The organism is Enterobacter cloacae complex sp. 397G4 (genome assembly GCF_050031515.1).
Taxonomy (GTDB): domain Bacteria; phylum Pseudomonadota; class Gammaproteobacteria; order Enterobacterales; family Enterobacteriaceae; genus Enterobacter; species Enterobacter hormaechei_C.
The window spans coordinates 1,151,063-1,169,819 of record NZ_JBLGWE010000001.1 but is presented as its reverse complement, the minus strand read 5'-3'; the positions used below and the strand labels follow the sequence as shown (position 1 = coordinate 1,169,819).

General features: G+C 55.4%; 17 protein-coding genes. 3 read left to right on the top strand and 14 right to left on the bottom strand.

Annotated features, from left to right (window positions below; all coding sequences use genetic code 11):
- Window positions 1–48: 48 nt before the first annotated feature.
- The 5 genes from amtB to ACQG1Y_RS05520 all read right to left on the bottom strand — a co-directional run bounded on the left by amtB (window position 49) and on the right by ACQG1Y_RS05520 (window position 5,938).
- The gene (gene amtB, locus ACQG1Y_RS05540) at window positions 49–1,335 is read right to left on the bottom strand and encodes an ammonium transporter AmtB (protein WP_015571265.1); all 1,287 of its coding nucleotides are present in this window, start codon (window positions 1,333–1,335) and stop codon (window positions 49–51) included.
- A gap of 35 nt (window positions 1,336–1,370) precedes the next feature.
- Window positions 1,371–1,709 carry a P-II family nitrogen regulator gene (gene glnK, locus ACQG1Y_RS05535; RefSeq protein ID WP_006809867.1) on the bottom strand — a complete coding sequence of 113 codons (339 nt, stop codon included), beginning with the start codon at window positions 1,707–1,709 and terminating at the stop codon, window positions 1,371–1,373.
- Window positions 1,710–1,920: 211 nt separating this feature from the next.
- Window positions 1,921–3,702, bottom strand: coding sequence for a SmdB family multidrug efflux ABC transporter permease/ATP-binding protein (locus ACQG1Y_RS05530; RefSeq protein WP_023296031.1), 1,782 nt, complete (start codon window positions 3,700–3,702; stop codon window positions 1,921–1,923).
- Entirely contained in the window at window positions 3,695–5,449 is a 1,755-nt protein-coding gene (locus ACQG1Y_RS05525; RefSeq protein WP_017383197.1) for a SmdA family multidrug ABC transporter permease/ATP-binding protein, read from the bottom strand. The genes ACQG1Y_RS05530 and ACQG1Y_RS05525 overlap by 8 nt, the downstream gene beginning before the upstream one ends.
- A 30-nt stretch (window positions 5,450–5,479) precedes the next feature.
- On the bottom strand, window positions 5,480–5,938 hold the full coding sequence (locus ACQG1Y_RS05520; RefSeq protein ID WP_015571267.1) for an Lrp/AsnC family transcriptional regulator: 459 nt from the start codon (window positions 5,936–5,938) through the stop codon (window positions 5,480–5,482).
- Between the two features lie 115 nt (window positions 5,939–6,053).
- On the opposite strand from ACQG1Y_RS05520, the gene ACQG1Y_RS05515 reads away from it, so the two are divergent.
- Entirely contained in the window at window positions 6,054–7,100 is a 1,047-nt protein-coding gene (locus ACQG1Y_RS05515; RefSeq protein WP_017383196.1) for a PLP-dependent cysteine synthase family protein, read from the top strand.
- A gap of 41 nt (window positions 7,101–7,141) precedes the next feature.
- Here ACQG1Y_RS05515 and cof read toward each other — a convergent pair whose 3' ends face one another.
- Window positions 7,142–7,960, bottom strand: coding sequence for an HMP-PP phosphatase (cof, locus tag ACQG1Y_RS05510; RefSeq protein ID WP_408626897.1), 819 nt, complete (start codon window positions 7,958–7,960; stop codon window positions 7,142–7,144).
- A gap of 101 nt (window positions 7,961–8,061) precedes the next feature.
- Between cof and ACQG1Y_RS05505 the strand changes: the two genes are divergently transcribed.
- Both ACQG1Y_RS05505 and queC read left to right on the top strand, forming a co-directional pair.
- Window positions 8,062–9,762, top strand: a complete 1,701-nt coding sequence (locus tag ACQG1Y_RS05505; RefSeq protein ID WP_426736694.1) for an SgrR family transcriptional regulator — start codon at window positions 8,062–8,064, stop codon at window positions 9,760–9,762.
- A 66-nt stretch (window positions 9,763–9,828) separates the two neighbouring features.
- Window positions 9,829–10,524, top strand: a complete 696-nt coding sequence (gene queC / locus ACQG1Y_RS05500) for a 7-cyano-7-deazaguanine synthase QueC (RefSeq protein ID WP_015571271.1) — start codon at window positions 9,829–9,831, stop codon at window positions 10,522–10,524.
- Between the two features lie 3 nt (window positions 10,525–10,527).
- Here the strand turns inward: queC and ACQG1Y_RS05495 are convergent, their stop codons facing one another.
- The 8 genes from ACQG1Y_RS05495 to clpX all read right to left on the bottom strand — a co-directional run bounded on the left by ACQG1Y_RS05495 (window position 10,528) and on the right by clpX (window position 18,647).
- Window positions 10,528–10,857 carry a DNA-binding protein gene (locus ACQG1Y_RS05495; RefSeq protein WP_414234652.1) on the bottom strand — a complete coding sequence of 110 codons (330 nt, stop codon included), beginning with the start codon at window positions 10,855–10,857 and terminating at the stop codon, window positions 10,528–10,530.
- Window positions 10,844–11,194 (bottom strand): type II toxin-antitoxin system RelE/ParE family toxin, encoded by a 351-nt coding sequence (locus ACQG1Y_RS05490; RefSeq protein ID WP_032670484.1) that lies wholly within the window; start codon window positions 11,192–11,194, stop codon window positions 10,844–10,846. Before ACQG1Y_RS05490 ends, ACQG1Y_RS05495 begins: the two co-directional genes overlap by 14 nt.
- A gap of 47 nt (window positions 11,195–11,241) precedes the next feature.
- Window positions 11,242–11,640 carry a YbgC/FadM family acyl-CoA thioesterase gene (locus tag ACQG1Y_RS05485; RefSeq protein ID WP_017694410.1) on the bottom strand — a complete coding sequence of 133 codons (399 nt, stop codon included), beginning with the start codon at window positions 11,638–11,640 and terminating at the stop codon, window positions 11,242–11,244.
- 97 nt (window positions 11,641–11,737) lie between these two features.
- Window positions 11,738–12,118 (bottom strand): helix-hairpin-helix domain-containing protein, encoded by a 381-nt coding sequence (locus tag ACQG1Y_RS05480; protein ID WP_368740655.1) that lies wholly within the window; start codon window positions 12,116–12,118, stop codon window positions 11,738–11,740.
- A gap of 148 nt (window positions 12,119–12,266) precedes the next feature.
- Window positions 12,267–14,138 carry a peptidylprolyl isomerase gene (ppiD, locus tag ACQG1Y_RS05475; RefSeq protein WP_368740654.1) on the bottom strand — a complete coding sequence of 624 codons (1,872 nt, stop codon included), beginning with the start codon at window positions 14,136–14,138 and terminating at the stop codon, window positions 12,267–12,269.
- Window positions 14,139–14,350: 212 nt separating this feature from the next.
- Complete coding sequence (gene hupB / locus ACQG1Y_RS05470; protein ID WP_002444653.1) at window positions 14,351–14,623, bottom strand: nucleoid-associated protein HU-beta; 273 nt, start codon at window positions 14,621–14,623, stop codon at window positions 14,351–14,353.
- A gap of 210 nt (window positions 14,624–14,833) precedes the next feature.
- Window positions 14,834–17,188: an endopeptidase La gene (gene lon / locus ACQG1Y_RS05465; protein ID WP_014882775.1), complete on the bottom strand. Its 2,355-nt coding sequence runs from the start codon at window positions 17,186–17,188 to the stop codon at window positions 14,834–14,836.
- A gap of 184 nt (window positions 17,189–17,372) precedes the next feature.
- Window positions 17,373–18,647, bottom strand: a complete 1,275-nt coding sequence (clpX, locus tag ACQG1Y_RS05460; protein ID WP_015571275.1) for an ATP-dependent protease ATP-binding subunit ClpX — start codon at window positions 18,645–18,647, stop codon at window positions 17,373–17,375.
- Between the last annotated feature and the right edge of the window lie 110 nt (window positions 18,648–18,757).

Sequence of the window (18,757 nt, the reverse complement as noted above, 5' to 3'; positions counted from 1 at the left end):
TTTTTCAGGCCGGGTAAGGCGAAGCCGCCGCCCGGCAAGGCACTCAAATTATGCGTTATAGGCATTCTCGCCGTGGCTGTTGACGTCCAGGCCTTCGCGCTCCTGCTCTTCCGGCACGCGCAGCCCAACGGTCATATCCGCCAGCTTGTAACCGATAAAGGCCACAACACCGGACCAGACAACGGTGATCGCGATGCTTTCCAGCTGTACCAGCACCTGATGCATCATGGTCACGCCTTCTGCGTAACCCACACCGCCCAGAGATTGGGCAGCAAAGATACCGGTCATGATACAGCCGACGATGCCGCACACACCGTGTACGCCGAATACATCACACGGATCGTCAACGCGCAGAACACGTTTCAGTGCGGTAACGCCCCACAGCCCCGCCAGTCCTGCGACGATACCGATCAGCAGCGCACCGCCCACGCCCACGTAACCGCACGCTGGCGTAATACCTACCAGACCGGCAATCGCCCCGGAACAGGCACCCAGCAGCGATGGCTTGCCGCGAACGGCCCACTCGCCAAATACCCATGAGAGGATAGCGCCGGCGGTTGCCACAACGGTATTCACGAAGGCCAGCGCGGCGATTTCGTTAGCGGCGCTGGCTGAACCTGCGTTGAAGCCGAACCAGCCAAAATAGAGGATGGCGGTGCCGGTAAAGACCATCGGCAGATTGTGCGGCTTGAATGCTTCCTTCCCGAAGCCCACGCGCTTACCAATCAGGTATGCGCCTACCAGACCTGCTACCGCGGCGTTGATGTGCACAACGGTACCGCCCGCAAAGTCCAGCGCGCCATGGGAAGCCAACAGACCACCTCCCCAGACCATATGCGCAATCGGGATATAGGAGAGCGTCAGCCAGACCACCACGAAAATCAGTACCGCAGAGAAGCGGATACGCTCAGCCAGCGCGCCCACAATCAGCCCCACGGTGATGCAGGCGAATGAGCCCTGGAACGCGACATGAATATACTGATAAAAACTGCCCATCACCGCGGTCAGTTCGATATTTTTCAGCATCGCCCAGTTAACGTTGCCGAAGAAGGCGTTGCCCTCCCCGAAGGCCAGCGAGTAACCGTAAACCACCCACAGCACACACACCAGCGCGAACGTGACGGCAACCTGCGTCAGCATGGAGAGTACGTTCTTGCCGCGGATCAGGCCGCCGTAAAACAGCGCGATCCCCGGAATCGTCATGAACAGCACCAGCGCGGTGCAAATCATCATAAAGGCGTTATCGGCTTTGTCTGCCACAGCAGGTGCAGCCATTGCCAGGCCCGGCAGCAGTGCCAGCGAACCCAGACCTGTTTTCATTGTTGCTTTCTTCATTTTCTCGATCCCTATCACTGTGTGCCAGGAGTTACTTACAACGCCGCTTCGTCAGATTCGCCGGTACGGATGCGAATGACGCGCTGTAGTTCGGCAACGAAAATTTTGCCGTCGCCAATTTTTCCGGTGTAGGCTGCTTTGCTGACGACATCAATCACCTCATCAAGCTGATCGTCGGCAATCGCCACATCAATCTTCACTTTTGGCAGGAAGTTAACGCTGTATTCCGCCCCGCGATAAAGCTCGGCATGACCTTTCTGACGCCCAAAGCCTTTCACTTCGGTGACAGTCAGTCCCTGAATACCCATGGAAGACAGCGCTTCACGCACGTCTTCGAGTTTGAATGGTTTGATTACCACCGTAACCAGCTTCATATATCCCCTCCAGTCAGAATTCGGTAATGGCCGCAGCTAACACGAAAGGGATATTGCAAAGGGTGTGCCAGAAGTGAAAGGTGAGGAGGAAAGCGCCGCGGCGCGGATGCGCCGGGAAGAGGCGAAAAAAAACGCACCATGGCAGTGCAGGGTGCGTTTCAGTTTTGCACCAACGGTTAAGTCTGTTAGCGCATTGCCTTGTTATGGTGCATCAGGCGCTGAGTGACTCTTCCTCGCGCTCGCTGGCGGCCAGTTCGTCGCCTGCCAGCTGCAACTGATACATCTGCCAGTAGCGTCCTTTTGCCTCAAGCAGCGCTCTGTGCGTCCCCCGTTCAACGGCCTGGCCACGGTGCAGCACCAGAATGGTATCGGCATCGACGATGGTTGAGAGGCGGTGGGCGATTACCACCAGCGTAGTGCGATCCCGCACGGCAGCCAGCGCCTGCTGGATCGCCTGCTCGGTACCGGAGTCAATGCTTGCGGTCGCTTCATCCAGAATTAACACCTGTGGCGTCTCAATCAGCACGCGCGCCAGCGCAAGAAGTTGCTTTTGCCCGACCGAGAGATTATTGCCCTGCTCACCCAGCCGGGTATGGATCCCCTCGCTTAACCCGCGCGCCAGATCCGCAAGCTGCACCGTTTCCAGCACCTCCCATACCTGCTCAGGCGTGAAAGGTCGTCCCAGCGTCACGTTGGCATAAAAGGTATCCGCCAGTACCACCGGATCCTGCTGCACCATCGCGACGCCCTTACGTAACGCGTTGTGGCTAAGCGCGGCAAGCGGCCGTCCGTCCAGACGGATCTCCCCTTGCGTCAACGGATAGTAGCCCATCAGCAAACTGGCGAGCGTGCTTTTGCCGCTGCCGGTATGCCCAACCAGGGCGACAAAACCGCGCGACGGCACCTCGAGGTTGATATCCTGCAAGACAAGCTGGTCGTCGCGGTAGGCAAACGAGACATGATCAAACGCTATGGATCCACTTTCCAGCGGGCGTTCGTCATCGCCATAGGTCTGACGCGGCCTGTCCATCAGCTCGAATACACGTTCGCCCGCGACCACTGCCTGTTGCAGCATCGATTGCTGCGTGGTGAGTTCAATCAGCGGTTCGTTAAGGCGTCCAAGGTAGCTGATAAATGCGTACAGTACCCCCACCTCGATGGTTCCGCGCGTCGTCAGGCCAAACAGCATCAACAGCCCGCACAGCACCAGCGCAGAGAAGAGGCTCAGCAGCGGGCGTAACAGGAAGCCATCCAGCCGTAACGTCTGCATCCGCGCCATATAGTGCGAGCGGCTGGCTTCTCCCATTCGCTCGCCAAAACGCGCCTGCTGGCGAAACTGCTGGATAACGCTCATGCCGTTGATCACTTCGTTGAAGCCATCATTGATATCTGCGAGGTAAGCGCGCACGCGACGAACAATCGGCGTGCTGTAGCGCTGGTAAATTACCATCACAATCAGCACCGCCGGGAAAATAGCGATCGCCACCAGCGCCATACGCCAGTCCAGGCTGAACATCGCCACCAGCATCGCGCCAATTAACGCGGCACTGCGCAGAACCGTTGCGACAACGGTTACATAGAGGTCGCGGATCACCTCGGTGTCATTGGTGACGCGCGAAATAACCTGTCCGACCGGCTGGGTATCAAACTCGCTCAGCGGCTGGCGCAGCGCGGCATCCATCACATCCGTGCGTAGCTGCTGGACCACGCCCACGGCGGCCCGGTTAAACAGCAGCGACTGCGCATAGTGCAGCCCCGCCGCCGTCAGCTGTAGGCCGACATACGCCACGCCCAGCCCCGCCACCAGCCCCAGCGGCAGATAGTTTTTCGCCACCATATTGTCGATGAAATAGCTGATAAGCAGCGGACCGGTCACCTCCGCAATCGCGGCGATCCACAGCAACAGCACGGCGATGGAAAGCGGTTTGCGCCACGGTGAGCCATAGGCCAGCAGCCGTTTTAACGTCGGCCACATCTGTCCAAACTTACGCATCGGCGACCTCCTCATCCAGCGCGGCTTCAAGCTGTTGATAGCGGTACATATCCCGATACCATCCGGTCTGCCCGGCAAGCTGCTCATGCTGACCACGCTGAGCAATATGCCCGTGCTGAAGCACCAGAATTTCGCTGGCTTCGGTAAGGGCCGACAGACGGTGCGCGCTGATGATGACCGTGCGCCCCTCTCCCCACTGGCGAAGGTTATGCAAAATTTGATGTTCAGTACGTCCGTCAACCGCGGACAGCGCATCATCCAGTATCAGGATCTCAGCGTCCAGCAGCAGCGCGCGGGCAATAGAGATACGCTGTTTTTGTCCGCCGGAGAGCATAACGCCCCGCTCCCCCACTTCCGTGTCGTAGCCCTGCGGCAGGCGCAGAATATCCTCGTGGACGCTGGCCAGACGCGCCACGTGCTCGATCTGGTCTTGTGTCGCCGTCGGACACCCGAGCGCGATATTGTTGGCAATGGTGTCTGAAAACAAAAACGGCGTCTGGCTGACGACCGCCAGGCGGCTGCGCCAGTCATCCAGCAGCAGACGTGGCAGAGGGACGTCGTGGAAACGGATATCGCCTTCGCTCACGTCAAAATGGCGCTGAATCAGTGACAGAATGGTGCTTTTACCGGAACCCGTCGGGCCACAGATGCCCAGCATCTGACCAGGACGCAGCGTGAAACTGACGTTCTCAAGCACCGGATGTTCCGTTTGCGGGTAGATAAAGGCGCGGATATCAGCCTTGAGAATACCCGGACCTTCCGGCACCGGCTCGCTGCCATCGTTCACGACCGGCACTTCCGCCAGCATGGCGCGGATACGGCTGTAAGCGGCGCTCCCGCGTTCAACGATATTAAACATCCAGGCCAGCGCCAGCATCGGCCAGATCATCAGCCCAAGGTACATCGCAAAGCTGGTTAACTGCCCGAGGGTCATCGTGCCTTGCACCACCATCCAGCTGCCGCCGCCCACTGCCAGCAGGTTCGCCATGCCAATCGCAATATAAATTGTCGGATCGAAACGGGCATCAATACGCGCCACGCGCATGTTTTTCGCGCCGGTATCGGCGGCGTCGGCGGCAAACAGCGCGGACTGGCGGTCTTCCAGACCAAACGCTTTAATCATGCGGATGCTGGTCATGCTCTCCTGGGTGCGATCGTTCAGCGACGAGAACGCCGCCTGCGCCAGCTTAAAGCGTTCATGGAGCTGCTCGCCGTAGCGGTTAATTGCCAGCGCCATCAGCGGCATCGGCAGCAGCGCCAGCAGCGTGAGCTCCCAGCTAATTTGCGTAGACATCACAATCAGTACCGCACAGCCCATCACCAGGGAATCCACCAGCGTTAGCACCCCTTCACCGGCGGCAAACACCACGCGGTCTACATCGTTAGTGGCGCGGGCGATGAGATCCCCGGTACGGTGACGCAGATAAAACTCAGGGTGCTGGCGGCTCAGCTGGCGGTAAAAGTCCTCGCGCAGCTCAACGGCAAGCTGATAGGACGCGCCGAACAGCAGCACGCGCCAGACATAACGCAGCAGGTAAACCACCACGGCCGTCAGCACCAGCGTACCGCCCCACATCATCACCCGTGCGGCGGTGTAATGTTGTTCCGTAACGCCATCCACGACGTAACCCACCACTTTGGGCGGGATCAGTTGCAGAATGGCAATGATAATAAGCAGGGCCACCGCGCCGAGGTAGCGTTGCCACTCCCGACGAAAGTACCAGCTTAATTGGGCAAATAATCGCACGCGGTCTTTTCCTGAAGGTATTTTAAGAAGTTATTCAATGGGTAACGCTGTGGTGTATTTAATCTGTTCCATGGCGAAACTGGAGGTGACATCGGACAAGCCTGGTACGCTATTGACCAGCCGCTTGTAGAAATCATCGTAGCGCTTCATGTCTGCCACCTGAACGCGCATCAGATAGTCGTATTCCCCCGCCATGCGCCAGAAGCCGAGCACTTCGGGCATGTCGGAAACCTGGGTGACGAAGCGGCAGTACCATTCGCTACTGTGATGCTGCGTTTTTATCAGGACGAAGGCGGTCAGTCCAAGCCCCAGTTTTTCGGGATCCAGCAACGCCACGCGTCCCAGCAGAATGCCATCATCTTCCAGCTTCTTGAGGCGCTTCCAGCACGGTGTGGTGGTCAGATTAACGGCATCTGCCAGCGCCTGCAAAGAGAGGGTGCAGTCGCTTTGCAGCAAAGAAAGCAGCTTACGATCAATTTTATCTAACATAGCCACCTCGAAGAGAAAATTATTCTCCTTACATTCTATTTTAAAGGTCACATAGCAACAATTTTTTCTGTGCTTTTCGCTATGCTGGGCACAAAATGACAAACGGATAACTACGATGAATAGCACCTGGGTTAAACATGCCATCAGCGAAATAAATGCCGACTATCAGCGCTCGGCAGACACCCACTTGATCCGCCTGCCTCTGCCTGGGTTTCCCGGCATTCAGCTTTACCTGAAGGATGAAAGCACCCATCCTACCGGCAGCCTGAAGCATCGCCTGGCGCGTTCACTCTTTTTATACGGTTTATGTAACGGCTGGATCAAAGAAGGCACCACGATTATTGAATCGTCGTCCGGATCAACTGCCGTCTCCGAAGCCTACTTTGCCCGCCTGCTGGGCCTCCCGTTTATCGCCGTGATGCCCTCCTGCACGGCGAAACGTAAAGTCGAACAGATCGAATTTTACGGCGGACGCTGCCACTTTGTGGAAAGCGCCTGCGAAATCTATGCGGCCTCCGAAATGCTGGCCCGCGAACTGAATGGTCACTATATGGACCAGTTTACCTTCGCCGAGCGCGCCACCGACTGGCGCGGCAATAATAACATTGCGGACAGCATTTTCCGCCAGATGACCCACGAGCCGCATCCTGTTCCCTCTTACATTGTCATGAGCGCGGGCACGGGCGGAACCTCCGCCACCATCGGACGTTATATCCGCTGTCAGGGTTATGATACGCAGCTGATGGTGGTTGACCCGCAAAACTCGGTGTTCCTCGATTACTGGCAATCCCGCGATGCCAGCCTGCGCAGCCCCGTGGGGAGCAAGATCGAAGGGATTGGTCGCCCGCGCGTCGAACCCTCGTTCATTCCGGACGTTGTGGATGAGATGCTCCGCGTGCCGGACGCCGCCAGCGTCGCGACGGCGCACTGGCTGGAGACACAGCTTGGCCGTAAAGTCGGGGCTTCCACCGGCACCAATATGTGGGGCGCGCTACAGCTGGCCGCGAGGATGCGCGAAGAAGGCCGTACCGGCTCTGTCGTCACGCTGCTGTGTGACAGCGGGGAGCGCTACCTGGACACCTATTACAACGCAGAATGGGTGCAGGCAACTATTGGCGATGTAGAACCGTGGAAAGCGCAGATTTCGCAGCTGGTGAAATAAAAAAAAGCCAGGCTAAAGCCTGGCTTGCTGGAAGGGTCTCACTATTCGGGGGAATATGGGAGGTTATTTTTGTCCAGCCAATGCGTCAAAAAATGGGACACCGCTTCGTTACGACAGTGTCCGATAACCGGTAAATGCGGGAGCGCGGCAATAAGTTGCGGCATCGCGTTCCCCATAATCAGTCCACGACCCACGCTGCTCAGCATCTCGTGGTCGTTCATGGCGTCACCAAAGGCCATACAGTCCTGCATCGTCAGCCCCAGATGATCGCTCAGCACCGCCAGCGCAGATCCTTTGTTACAGCCCACCGGCAGCACTTCAAGGCAGTCCACCGCCGAGAAGGTCAGGTGCGCCCGGTCGCCCAGCGCCTCGTTAAGCTGAATACGCAGGCGGCAGAGATCGTCGTGATCGCCACAGAAGCAGATCTTGGTCACCTTGTGTGCCGGAATGCGGCGCAAATCGATAAGCTGATATTTAAAGCCGCTGTAAACGTGAGCGTGCAGCAAGGCCGGGATCTCACGCCCGGTAAACCAGCCTTCATCATTAAAAACATGCACGCTGGCCTGCGTATCCCAGGTGCTGTGCAGGGCAATGTCCGCCACTTCCGGATTCAGATCCTGACGGTGCAGCATATTGCCGTCGACGGAGTGAATGCGCGTCCCGTTGCCGGTGATCAGGAACGCATCGAGGGCAAATGTTCCCAGCAGATGGCGCATCTCGAGAACATGACGACCAGTGGCAAACGTCAGGGTGACTTCACGCTCGCGCAGGCGCTTAAGTGTGTTCAGGGTTTTCTCCCCTAAACGGTGATCCGGCATTAACAGCGTGCCGTCCATATCAAATGCAGCGAGCCGAGCCATAATTACTCCCGAAATGTGATGCGGTTAACTTGTGCATCAGTATTACGTGAGATATACGGAAGTAATAGTGAATAGATGATAATTATTGTTCCGGGTTTTTCATGCGCCAGCTTAATCGTCTTAACCAGTATCAGCGTCTGTGGCACCCCTCCGCCGGCGCACCGCAGCAGGTTACCATCAGTGAACTTGCCAGCCGCTGCTTTTGCAGCGAGCGACATGTTCGCACCCTGCTGCGCCAGGCGCAGGAGGCGGGCTGGCTAAGCTGGCACGCCCGCTCCGGACGAGGTAAGCGTGGGGAATTACGCTTTCACGTCACCCCGGATTCGTTGCGTAATACGATGATGGAAGAGGCCCTGAAAAGTGGACAGCAGCACAACGCGCTGGAGCTGGCCCAGCTCGCGCCTGAAGATTTGCGATCGCTGCTGCATCCGTTTATGGGCGGGCAGTGGCAGAACGATACGCCGACGCTGCGTATTCCCTACTATCGCTCGCTGGAGCCGCTTCAGCCGGGGTTTCTCCCTGGCCGGGCGGAGCAGCATCTGGCGGGACAGGTATTCTCAGGTTTGACACGTTTTAATGGTACCAGCAGTGAACCCACGGGCGATCTGGCGCATCACTGGGAAATCTCCGCTGACGGCCTGCGCTGGCATTTCTACATTCGCTCCACCCTGCACTGGCATAACGGCGATAAAATAGATACGGCACAGCTCCGGAAAAGCCTGACGGCGCTGTTATCGCAGCCCGGCATGGGCACGCTTTTCCGCAGCGTCTTACGTATCGAAACCACGCATCCGCAGTGCCTGACGTTTATTCTTCATCAACCTGACTACTGGCTGGCGCACAGGCTGGCAACCTACTGTAGCCGTCTGGCGCATCCCGATTACCCGGTGGTGGGCAGCGGTCCCTTTCGGCTGAGCGTTTTTGAGCCTGAACTGGTGCGTCTGGAAAGCCACGAGCAGTATCACCTTGGCCATCCGTTGCTTAAGGCTATCGAGTACTGGATCACGCCCCAGCTTTTTGACTACAGTCTGGGCACCAGCTGTCGCCACCCGGTGCAAATCGCCATTGGCGAGGCCGACGAGCTGGCCAGCCTGCGGCTGGTGAGTAACAGCACCAGTCTGGGTTTCTGCTACCTCACGCTGAAACAGAGCCCGCGTCTGAGCGAACTTCAGGCAAAGCGGCTGATTAATATCATTCATCTCTCAACGCTGCTGCACACGCTTCCCCTGAACGAAGGGCTCATCACCCCTACCGAGGAACTGCTTCCCGGCTGGGCGATCCCCCAATGGCCTGATTTAACCGGCGTTGCGCTGCCAGAGGCATTGACGCTCGTCTACCACCTGCCGGTTGAGCTTCACACCATGGCCAGCCAGTTAAAAGCATACCTTGCGCGGCAGGGTTGTGAACTGACCGTCATCTTTCACGACGCCAAAACGTGGGACGGGTGCCAGCAGCTTGCCGATGCAGACATCATGATGGGAGACAGACTGATTGGCGAAGCGCCAGCGTACACGCTTGAGCAGTGGCTCCGCTGCGATGCGCTCTGGCCGCATCTGCTGAGCGCACCGGCATACACCCATTTGCAGGCCACGCTGGATGCGGTGCAGACGCAGGCCGACGAACGTGACCGACACGCAGGACTTCAGGCTATCTTCAGCCGGTTAATGGAGACAGCCGCCCTGACGCCGCTCTTTAACTACCAGTATCAAATCAGCGCGCCTCCGGGCGTCAACGGCATACGCCTTAACACTCGCGGCTGGTTTGACTTCACCGAAGCCTGGCTTCCTCCCCCAAACGCGTGAAGAAGCTGGTCGCCGCTTTAGCCAGGCGTTAACATGACGCTTTTACTGTAACTGTCGAGATGATCTATGAAACGTGCCGTCGTCGTGTTCAGCGGAGGACAAGATTCCACCACCTGCCTGATTCAGGCGCTTCACCAGTATGATGAAGTGCACTGCGTCACTTTTGATTATGGTCAGCGTCATCGCGCTGAAATCGATGTCGCTCGTGAACTGGCCCTCAAACTGGGCGCCCGCGCTCATAAAGTGCTGGACGTGACGCTGTTAAATGAACTGGCCGTCAGCAGCCTCACCCGCGACAGCATTCCGGTGCCTGATTACGAACCGGATGCCAGCGGCATTCCGAACACCTTCGTACCGGGCCGCAACATTCTCTTCCTGACCCTGACGGCGATCTATGCCTACCAGGTGAAAGCCGAAGCGGTGATCACGGGCGTGTGTGAGACCGACTTCTCTGGCTACCCGGACTGCCGGGATGAATTCGTGAAAGCACTCAATCACGCCGTCGATCTGGGAATGGCAAAAGAGACCCGCTTCGAAACGCCGCTGATGTGGCTGGATAAGGCTGAAACCTGGGCCCTGGCCGACTACTGGGGCAAGCTGGATGTTGTTCGCAACGAGACCCTGACCTGCTACAACGGCATTAAAGGGGACGGCTGCGGGCAGTGTGCCGCCTGTAACCTGCGCGCGAACGGTCTGAATCATTATTTTGCGGATAAAGCGGGCGTGATGGCCGCGATGCAGAAAAAGACCGGGCTGAAATAAGGGCTACCTGACCGTGCTGTCGAACAGTTTTACACCGGCAGCACGGGTAATTTTCATCAGTGTAGTCAGCGTTGGGTTACCATTTTCGGACAGGGTGCGGTATAGCTGCTGACGTGAAAGCCCCGCTTTGGCTGAAATCTCTCCGATACCGCCGCGCGCTTCGATAACGCGTCTGAGGGCAATCAAATAGGCTGGGATCCCCTGGTCTTCGTAAATTTCATCCAGTGCAATTTGCAGATAGAGTTGCGCGTAAGAAGGATTTTCGCGCAGCATTTTGACTACAGCTTCATCATGGCTGACGGTACTTGGGAATTTTCGCTCACTTTTGCTCATTGGGTTTATCCTTTTGATGATCTTTCCAGTAGTCTATTGCCAGCATCACATCCGCTTTCTGGCTCTTTTTATCACCGCCGATCAGCAACAATAAGATTTCCCGACGCTGGACTGCAAAATAGACTCGATAACCGGGACCACAATCAACCTTCAACTCCCAGACACCCTCTCTGAGATAACGGTAATCGCCAAAATTCCCCTTCTCCGCGCGGTCGATTCGCAGAAGGATCCGAAACGCCAGCTCCGGATCCTTTCGTCTCATCTTTGCTACCCAATCCTCAAACGGTATTTTTCCGTCGCGGGTTCGGTAACGTTTAACAACGTAGTCCCTGTTCATGATTTTATCCCTGAAAACCCTTTTTGTCTTTTATAAAAGACAAAACTTTACGCGATCATCAGCTCCAGCTTTTCGCGCAACTCCCCTTCCAGCGGCAACGCTTTCTGGGTTTTGAGATCGATACAGACAAAGGTGATCAGCGCATCGGCCACCACCTGCCCCTCTGGCTCCAGCGTAACGACCTGGCTCAATACACCACTTTTGCCATTCAGTTGTTGGACCTCACTGGTCACGGTGAGCACATCCCCCAGCACAGCCGGGCGGCGGTAGTTAATGTTGATATTGACGACCACAAACGCGATGTTGTGTGCGGTCAGCCACTGGAAGCTTTCGCTGTTCTCCAGGCCGTCCCAGCGCGCCTCTTCAAGAAATTCAAGGTAGCGGGCGTTATTGACGTGCTGGTAAACATCGAGGTGATAACCACGGACTTTGATTTGTGTCTGCATAGCGCAATAGCCTTTCGTTGTTATAGGTTCAGAGGTCATAACTGGTATGACCTCTTTATCCTGGCAAATTTTTGCCGCAGTGCAAGTGATTACGCGATTACAGCGTCAGGTATGCGAGATTGCGCTCAACCAGCGCGCTGCCCATACCCGGCACCTGCTTGAGATCGTCAAGGGTTTTGAAAGGGCCATACTCTTCACGATAGCTGACGATGGCCTGCGCTTTTTTTAGACCCACACCATTCATAACGCGGGCAAGATCGTCCGCAGAGGCAGTATTGATACTGACCCGCGTACCCTCGTCCTCAATGGCTTTCGTGCTGGCCGTCGCGTTGGCTTTAACATGACCTTGTGACGTTGCATCGGCCTGGTTTTGTGCAGCCTGCGCTTTAACCGAGGGGGACGCCGCCAGCGCGCCCGCACTCATCCCGGAAGTGGCAATAGCCAGTGTAATTAACAGTGCTTTGATTCCACATTTCATGCTGTTTTCTCCTTGTTTGTTGACAGCCACGCCACGATAACCGCACGGGAAAACAGGGACAAACAACAGATTGCAGAAATGGAAAAGGCCGCGAAAGCGGCCTTTAGTTTTTGCAGAGCGTTACTAAAATCTGAGAGCAGATACGTAATTATTGCTCCTGAGTGACCACATCACCCAGTTTGATTTTGGCTTCTTTACGCAGGTTGCTCATCATCGCTTCGAAAGCAATCTGGGCATTGTTCTGGGTAATTCCCTGAACCATGGCCTTCTTCTGCGCGTCTGGCAGCGTACCGGCTTTTACTTCATCCAGCGCCAGAAGCACCACATTACCCTGCATATCGGTCGTGGTGCCATAGACAGGTTTGTCTTTCGCCGGCAGACTCAGACCAAACGCCGCCTGGCTGACAGGATCCTGACCGGTACGGCTCAGCGTTTTTGCTTCGCCAAAGCTCAGGCCAGCCGCTTTCAGCGCATCGTTCTTACCGGCTTTCAGATCGGCCAGAATTTTCTCTGCATCCAGTTTTGCCTGCTGTGCCGCTTTGTTGTGTTTGACCAGCGCCACCACCTGATCTTTCACTTCCGCCAGGGGCTTCACTGCCTCGGCTTTGTGCTCGCTGACGCGCAGTACGAACGCTCGGTCACCATCAACGGTAATGATGTCTGAGTTGCTGCCCGGCGTACCGTTCTCACCGACCAGACCACCATTGAAAATGGCATCTGAAACTGGTTTGAAGTTCAGTTCTTCCGGCAGGTTTTCGTGGCTGAACCAGCCCGTCTCAACCGCTTTAACGCCAGCAGCCTGCTCAGCACCCGCCAGTGATTCGTTGTCGTTGCTTGCGGCATCGCTCACTTTCTGTTGCAGAGCATAGAAGGCGTCCAGCGCTTTCTCCTGCTTCACTTTCGCAGCGATATCATCACGAACGTCAGCCAGCGGCTTGGTTTTCGCCGCCACAACATCGTCCAGACGCGCCACCAGGAAACCAACGGAGGATTTGATTACACCAGACAGTTGGCCTTTCTCTTTCAGGCCTGCATTTTTCAGCTCGTCCGGGGTAGTGGACTCTTCCAGCCAGCCCATATCACCGCCGTTTTTGGCAGAAATAATGTCGGTGGATTTTGCTTTCGCTAAGGTAGCGAAATCAGCGCCTTTGTTCAGCTCGTCCAGCACGGCTTTCGCTTCTGCTTCCGTTTTGCTCTGGATCACGCTGTAACGGTTACGCTGCGGCTGAGTGAACTGATCCTGATGCTGGTCGTAATAAGACTGGATCTCGGCGTCAGTCGCGTTTTCCTGCATCGCAGCTGCATCCAGCTTGATATAGCTTACGCGGAACTGTTCCGGAGAGATGAAGTTGTTCTTGTTTTGCTCGTAGTAAGCATTAACTTCAGCGTCGCTAACCTGCTGTTTCGCTGCCAGTGCGTTGACATCAATCGTCGCTTCACGCACCACGCGTTGCTGCGCCACCAGTGCCGCCAGCTCTTCAGTTTCGCCTTTCAGCATGAAATCGGTGCCCACCACCGCGTTGATCAGCTGTTGCGTGGTCAACTGGTTACGCAGCGCCTGAGCGTACTGGTCAGCCGTCATACCCATCTGGTTAACAATGCTGTTGTAACGCACGTTGTCGAACTTCCCATTAGACTGGAAAGCCTGCGTCGAGAAGATGGCTTTTTTAACCTGCTCATCGCTGATGCCCAGACCGAGGCTTTTCGCGTACTGATCCAGCAGCGCTTCGTCGATAAGGCGGTTCAGCGTCTGCTGACGCAGGCTTTTCATATAGCCTTCGTTGGCTGCAAGTTCAGAGTATTGGTCGCCCAGTTGCTGCTGCATGCGGTTACGTTCACCAGCAAAAGCGTTCTCGAACTGCCCACGGCTAATTTCCTGGCCATTCACTTTTGCGGCGTAGTTCGCGCCACCGCCGATGAGGTAACTACTCACACCGGTCAATATGAACGACACGATAATGATACCGAAAATAATCTTGAGCACGAGACTGTTAGCAGCCGTGCGTAAGCTGTCCATCATGGTGTAACAACACTCCGCTGTAGGTGACTGGTTACCTGACGCTGACGGAAAATCCTGACCGTCGCGCGTAAAGGCGTATTGTGACAAGAAAACAGGGCAATTGTCAGCCCACAACTCGCATAAACTCGCACAAATCAGGTCTGGACAAACAAAAAAGGCACATCAAACGATGCGCCCTTGTACTTTTCAGCTTCCCTGGAGCGGGAAAGCAATCAGTTTACTGCGTCTTTCAGCGCTTTACCTGCACGGAAACCCGGCACTTTAGCGGCAGCAATGGTGATCTCTTTACCGGTCTGAGGGTTGCGGCCAGTACGGGCTGCACGCTCTTTAACCGCAAAAGTACCGAAGCCTACCAGTGCAACGTCGTCCCCAGCTTGCAGAGATTCAGTAACAGAAGCAATTAAAGCATCTAAAGCACGTCCCGCTGCAGCTTTAGAAATATCAGCACCCGCAGCAATTTTGTCAATCAGTTGAGATTTATTCACTGTTCTCTTCCTCTCTTTATAATTTATATCGCACCTGAATCCTTCACAGCGCGACCGCGCAGCAGTTATATCAGTCCTGCTATGACCTTACAACACCCGTTGTTGATGGCTAACCCAATCAGCAATCTAAATTAGCTATACAAAAAAAGGCTGGCAAGTACGAAATGACTTACCAGCCTTGTTTTTATTGGCGCTCTTTGCGCGAGGTCACTATTTTGCGGTTACAACCTGCATTCCGGACGGTTCATTTTGCAGTGCGAGAGTCAGAACTTCCTCAATGCGTTTCACCGGATGGATCTGCAAATCGGCAATAACGTTGTCCGGAATCTCTTCCAGATCGCGTTTATTTTCGTAAGGGATCAATACGGTTTTGATCCCACCGCGGTGTGCCGCCAGCAGTTTTTCTTTTAACCCGCCGATAGGCAGTACCTGACCACGCAGCGTAATTTCACCGGTCATGGCCACATCAGCACGAACCGGGTTCCCTGTCAGGCAGGAAACCAGCGCCGTACACATGGCAATACCCGCGCTTGGGCCATCTTTCGGCGTCGCCCCTTCCGGAACGTGAACGTGAATGTCGCGTTTTTCGTAGAAATCCGGATTGATACCCAGTTTTTCCGCACGCGCGCGCACCACGGTCAGCGCCGCCTGGATGGACTCCTGCATCACTTCACCCAGTGAACCGGTGTAGGTCAGCTTGCCTTTGCCCGGGACACAGGCGGTTTCGATGGTCAGCAGATCGCCGCCCACTTCCGTCCATGCCAGACCGGTCACCTGACCAACGCGGTTTTCGTTGTCCGCACGACCGTAGTCGAAGCGCTGAACGCCAAGGTAAGCATGCAGATTGTCGCCGTTAATCACAATGTGCTTCAGGCTCTTATCCAGCAGCAGCTGTTTCACCGCCTTACGGCACAGCTTAGAGATCTCACGCTCGAGGCTACGAACGCCCGCTTCACGGGTGTAATAGCGAATGATGCCAATAATCGCGCTGTCCTCGACGGTCAGCTCGTTGGCTTTCAGCGCGTTACGCTCAATCTGTTTCGGCAGCAGGTGCTGCTTAGCAATGTTCAGCTTCTCATCTTCGGTATAACCGGAGAGACGGATCACTTCCATACGGTCCAGCAGCGGGGCCGGAATGTTCATAGAGTTGGAGGTCGCCACGAACATCACATCGCTCAGGTCGTAGTCCACTTCCAGGTAGTGATCGCTGAACGCCACGTTCTGTTCTGGATCAAGCACTTCCAGCAGCGCCGACGCCGGATCGCCACGCATGTCCGAAGACATTTTGTCGATCTCATCGAGCAGGAACAGCGGGTTTTTAACCCCCACTTTCGCCATCTTCTGGATCAGCTTGCCCGGCATAGAACCGATGTAGGTACGGCGGTGACCGCGGATTTCCGCTTCATCGCGTACGCCGCCCAGCGCCATACGGATATACTTACGTCCGGTCGCTTTGGCGATGGACTGGCCCAGAGAGGTTTTACCCACGCCTGGAGGCCCTACCAGGCACAGAATTGGACCTTTGATTTTGTTCACACGGCTCTGTACCGCGAGGTACTCAAGAATGCGGTCTTTCACGCGTTCCAGGCCGTAGTGGTCGGTATCGAGGATTTCCTGCGCCTGACGCAGGTCTTTTTTGACCTTGCTGCGGGCATTCCACGGAACCTGTACCATCCACTCAATATAGCCGCGCACGACGGTCGCCTCTGCCGACATCGGAGACATCATTTTCAGCTTCTGCAACTCAGCTTCGGCTTTCTCTTTCGCCTCTTTCGGCATCTTCGCCGCGTCGATCTTACGCTTCAGCGCTTCGTTTTCATCCGGCGCATCGTCCATCTCGCCGAGCTCTTTCTGAATGGCTTTCATTTGCTCGTTCAGATAGTACTCACGCTGCGATTTTTCCATCTGCTTTTTGACGCGATTGCGAATGCGCTTCTCAACCTGGAGCAGATCGATCTCAGACTCCATCATCGCCATCAGGTATTCCAGACGTTCGTTAACGTCGGACATTTCCAGCACGGACTGTTTGTCAGCCAGCTTCAGCGGCATGTGCGCAGCGATGGTATCCGCCAGACGTGCAGGATCGTCGATGCTGTTCAGCGACGTCAGCACTTCAGGTGGGATTTTCTTATTCAGCTTGATGTAGCCTTCGAACTGGCTGATCGCGGTGCGTACCAGCACTTCCTGTTCGCGCTCATCAAGTTCCGGTGAATCAAGGTACTCCGCCTTCGCAGAGAAGTGCTCGCCATCGTCTGACAGAGTGGTAATACGCGCACGCTGTAAGCCTTCCACCAGCACCTTCACGGTGCCGTCTGGCAGCTTCAGCATCTGCAAAATAGAGGCCACGGTCCCGACGGTGAAAAGATCGTTTACACCCGGCTCATCCGTTGATGCTTCCTTCTGCGCGACCAACATGATTTTTTTATCATGATCCATGGCGGCTTCGAGGCAACGGATAGATTTTTCCCGCCCTACAAATAAGGGTATGACCATGTGCGGATAAACCACCACATCGCGCAACGGCAATACGGGGATTTCAATGCGTTCAGAACGCTCAGGATTCATAGAGCTCTCTCTTAGTTTAGTGTCCGCCAGGTAAACTGGTCATGTAACTGTGCTTCACACAACCATTAACATGTAATCCAGTATATGGGGATGTTTCCCATACATTCAACGCCATGAATACGGAAAAAGTAAAGGGGAGATAAAATCCCCCCTTTTTGATTAACTGTTTGTATGAAATGGTGAATTATTCGCCAGATGCCTGCTGCGCTTCCGGTTTACCGTAAATCAGTAACGGCTTGGACTGGCCACCAATGACGGACTCGTCGATCACGACTTTTTCAACGTCTTCCATAGAAGGAAGATCGTACATCGTGTCGAGCAATGCTGCTTCTACGATAGAACGCAGGCCACGGGCACCGGTTTTACGCGCCATCGCTTTCTTGGCAATCGCGTCCAGTGCTTCGTCACGGAATTCCAGCTCAACGCCTTCCAGATTAAACAGCGCCTGATACTGCTTGGTCAGCGCGTTTTTCGGCTCTTTCAGGATCTGAATCAGCGCGTCTTCGCTCAGTTCGTTCAGGGTCGCCACAACCGGCAGACGGCCGATAAATTCCGGAATCAAACCGAATTTGATCAGATCTTCCGGTTCAACCTGCGCCAGCAGCTGGCCTTCGTTTGGTTTTTCAGACGTGGCTTTCACCGTTGCGCCAAAACCAATGCCGGAGCCGGTTTCCACACGGTGAGAGATCACTTTATCCAGGCCTGCAAACGCACCACCACAGATAAACAGGATCTTGGAGGTATCAACCTGCAAGAATTCCTGCTGCGGATGTTTACGCCCACCCTGCGGTGGAACAGCCGCAACCGTACCTTCGATCAGCTTCAGCAGCGCCTGCTGCACGCCCTCGCCCGAGACGTCACGGGTGATCGACGGGTTGTCTGATTTACGGGAGATTTTGTCGATCTCATCGATATAGACGATCCCGCGCTGGGCTTTCTGTACGTCGTAATCGCACTTCTGGAGCAGCTTCTGGATAATATTTTCAACGTCTTCACCCACATAACCGGCTTCGGTCAGGGTGGTGGCATCCGCCATGGTGAACGGAACATCCAGCAGGCGCGCCAGCGTTTCCGCCAGCAGGGTTTTACCAGAACCGGTAGGCCCGATCAGCAGAATGTTACTTTTGCCCAGCTCTACGCCATTGCTGGTATCGCCGTTACGCAGACGTTTGTAGTGGTTGTATACCGCCACCGCCAGCACTTTTTTCGCCTGCTCCTGACCAATGACATAGTCGTCAAGGTGGTGGCGAATCTCGTGTGGCGTTGGTAACGCGCTGCGCTCACGGTGCGGCGCGACTTCTTTAATCTCTTCGCGAATGATGTCGTTACATAAATCGACGCATTCGTCGCAGATATACACGGACGGCCCGGCAATCAGTTTACGCACTTCATGCTGGCTTTTGCCGCAAAAAGAGCAGTACAGCAGTTTGCCCGAACCATCTTTGCGTTTATCTGTCATGAGTCCAAACCTCTTTTTAAGTTCTATGTGCCGCACATGACGACGCAAATGCCATTCTCAGACGCAAGCTGCTTACAGGCAACGTTCCGCCCTACCTTAGTATAGCGGCA

Coding starts and splice junctions, on each gene's coding strand:
- amtB (WP_015571265.1), bottom strand. CDS start 1,335: ATGAAGAAAGCAACAATGAAAACAGGTCTGGGTTCGCTGGCACTGCTG.
- glnK (WP_006809867.1), bottom strand. CDS start 1,709: ATGAAGCTGGTTACGGTGGTAATCAAACCATTCAAACTCGAAGACGTG.
- ACQG1Y_RS05530 (WP_023296031.1), bottom strand. CDS start 3,702: ATGCGTAAGTTTGGACAGATGTGGCCGACGTTAAAACGGCTGCTGGCC.
- ACQG1Y_RS05520 (WP_015571267.1), bottom strand. CDS start 5,938: ATGTTAGATAAAATTGATCGTAAGCTGCTTTCTTTGCTGCAAAGCGAC.
- ACQG1Y_RS05515 (WP_017383196.1), top strand. CDS start 6,054: ATGAATAGCACCTGGGTTAAACATGCCATCAGCGAAATAAATGCCGAC.
- cof (WP_408626897.1), bottom strand. CDS start 7,960: ATGGCTCGGCTCGCTGCATTTGATATGGACGGCACGCTGTTAATGCCG.
- ACQG1Y_RS05505 (WP_426736694.1), top strand. CDS start 8,062: ATGCGCCAGCTTAATCGTCTTAACCAGTATCAGCGTCTGTGGCACCCC.
- queC (WP_015571271.1), top strand. CDS start 9,829: ATGAAACGTGCCGTCGTCGTGTTCAGCGGAGGACAAGATTCCACCACC.
- ACQG1Y_RS05495 (WP_414234652.1), bottom strand. CDS start 10,857: ATGAGCAAAAGTGAGCGAAAATTCCCAAGTACCGTCAGCCATGATGAA.
- ACQG1Y_RS05490 (WP_032670484.1), bottom strand. CDS start 11,194: ATGAACAGGGACTACGTTGTTAAACGTTACCGAACCCGCGACGGAAAA.
- ACQG1Y_RS05485 (WP_017694410.1), bottom strand. CDS start 11,640: ATGCAGACACAAATCAAAGTCCGTGGTTATCACCTCGATGTTTACCAG.
- ACQG1Y_RS05480 (WP_368740655.1), bottom strand. CDS start 12,118: ATGAAATGTGGAATCAAAGCACTGTTAATTACACTGGCTATTGCCACT.
- ppiD (WP_368740654.1), bottom strand. CDS start 14,138: ATGATGGACAGCTTACGCACGGCTGCTAACAGTCTCGTGCTCAAGATT.
- lon (WP_014882775.1), bottom strand. CDS start 17,188: ATGAATCCTGAGCGTTCTGAACGCATTGAAATCCCCGTATTGCCGTTG.
- clpX (WP_015571275.1), bottom strand. CDS start 18,647: ATGACAGATAAACGCAAAGATGGTTCGGGCAAACTGCTGTACTGCTCT.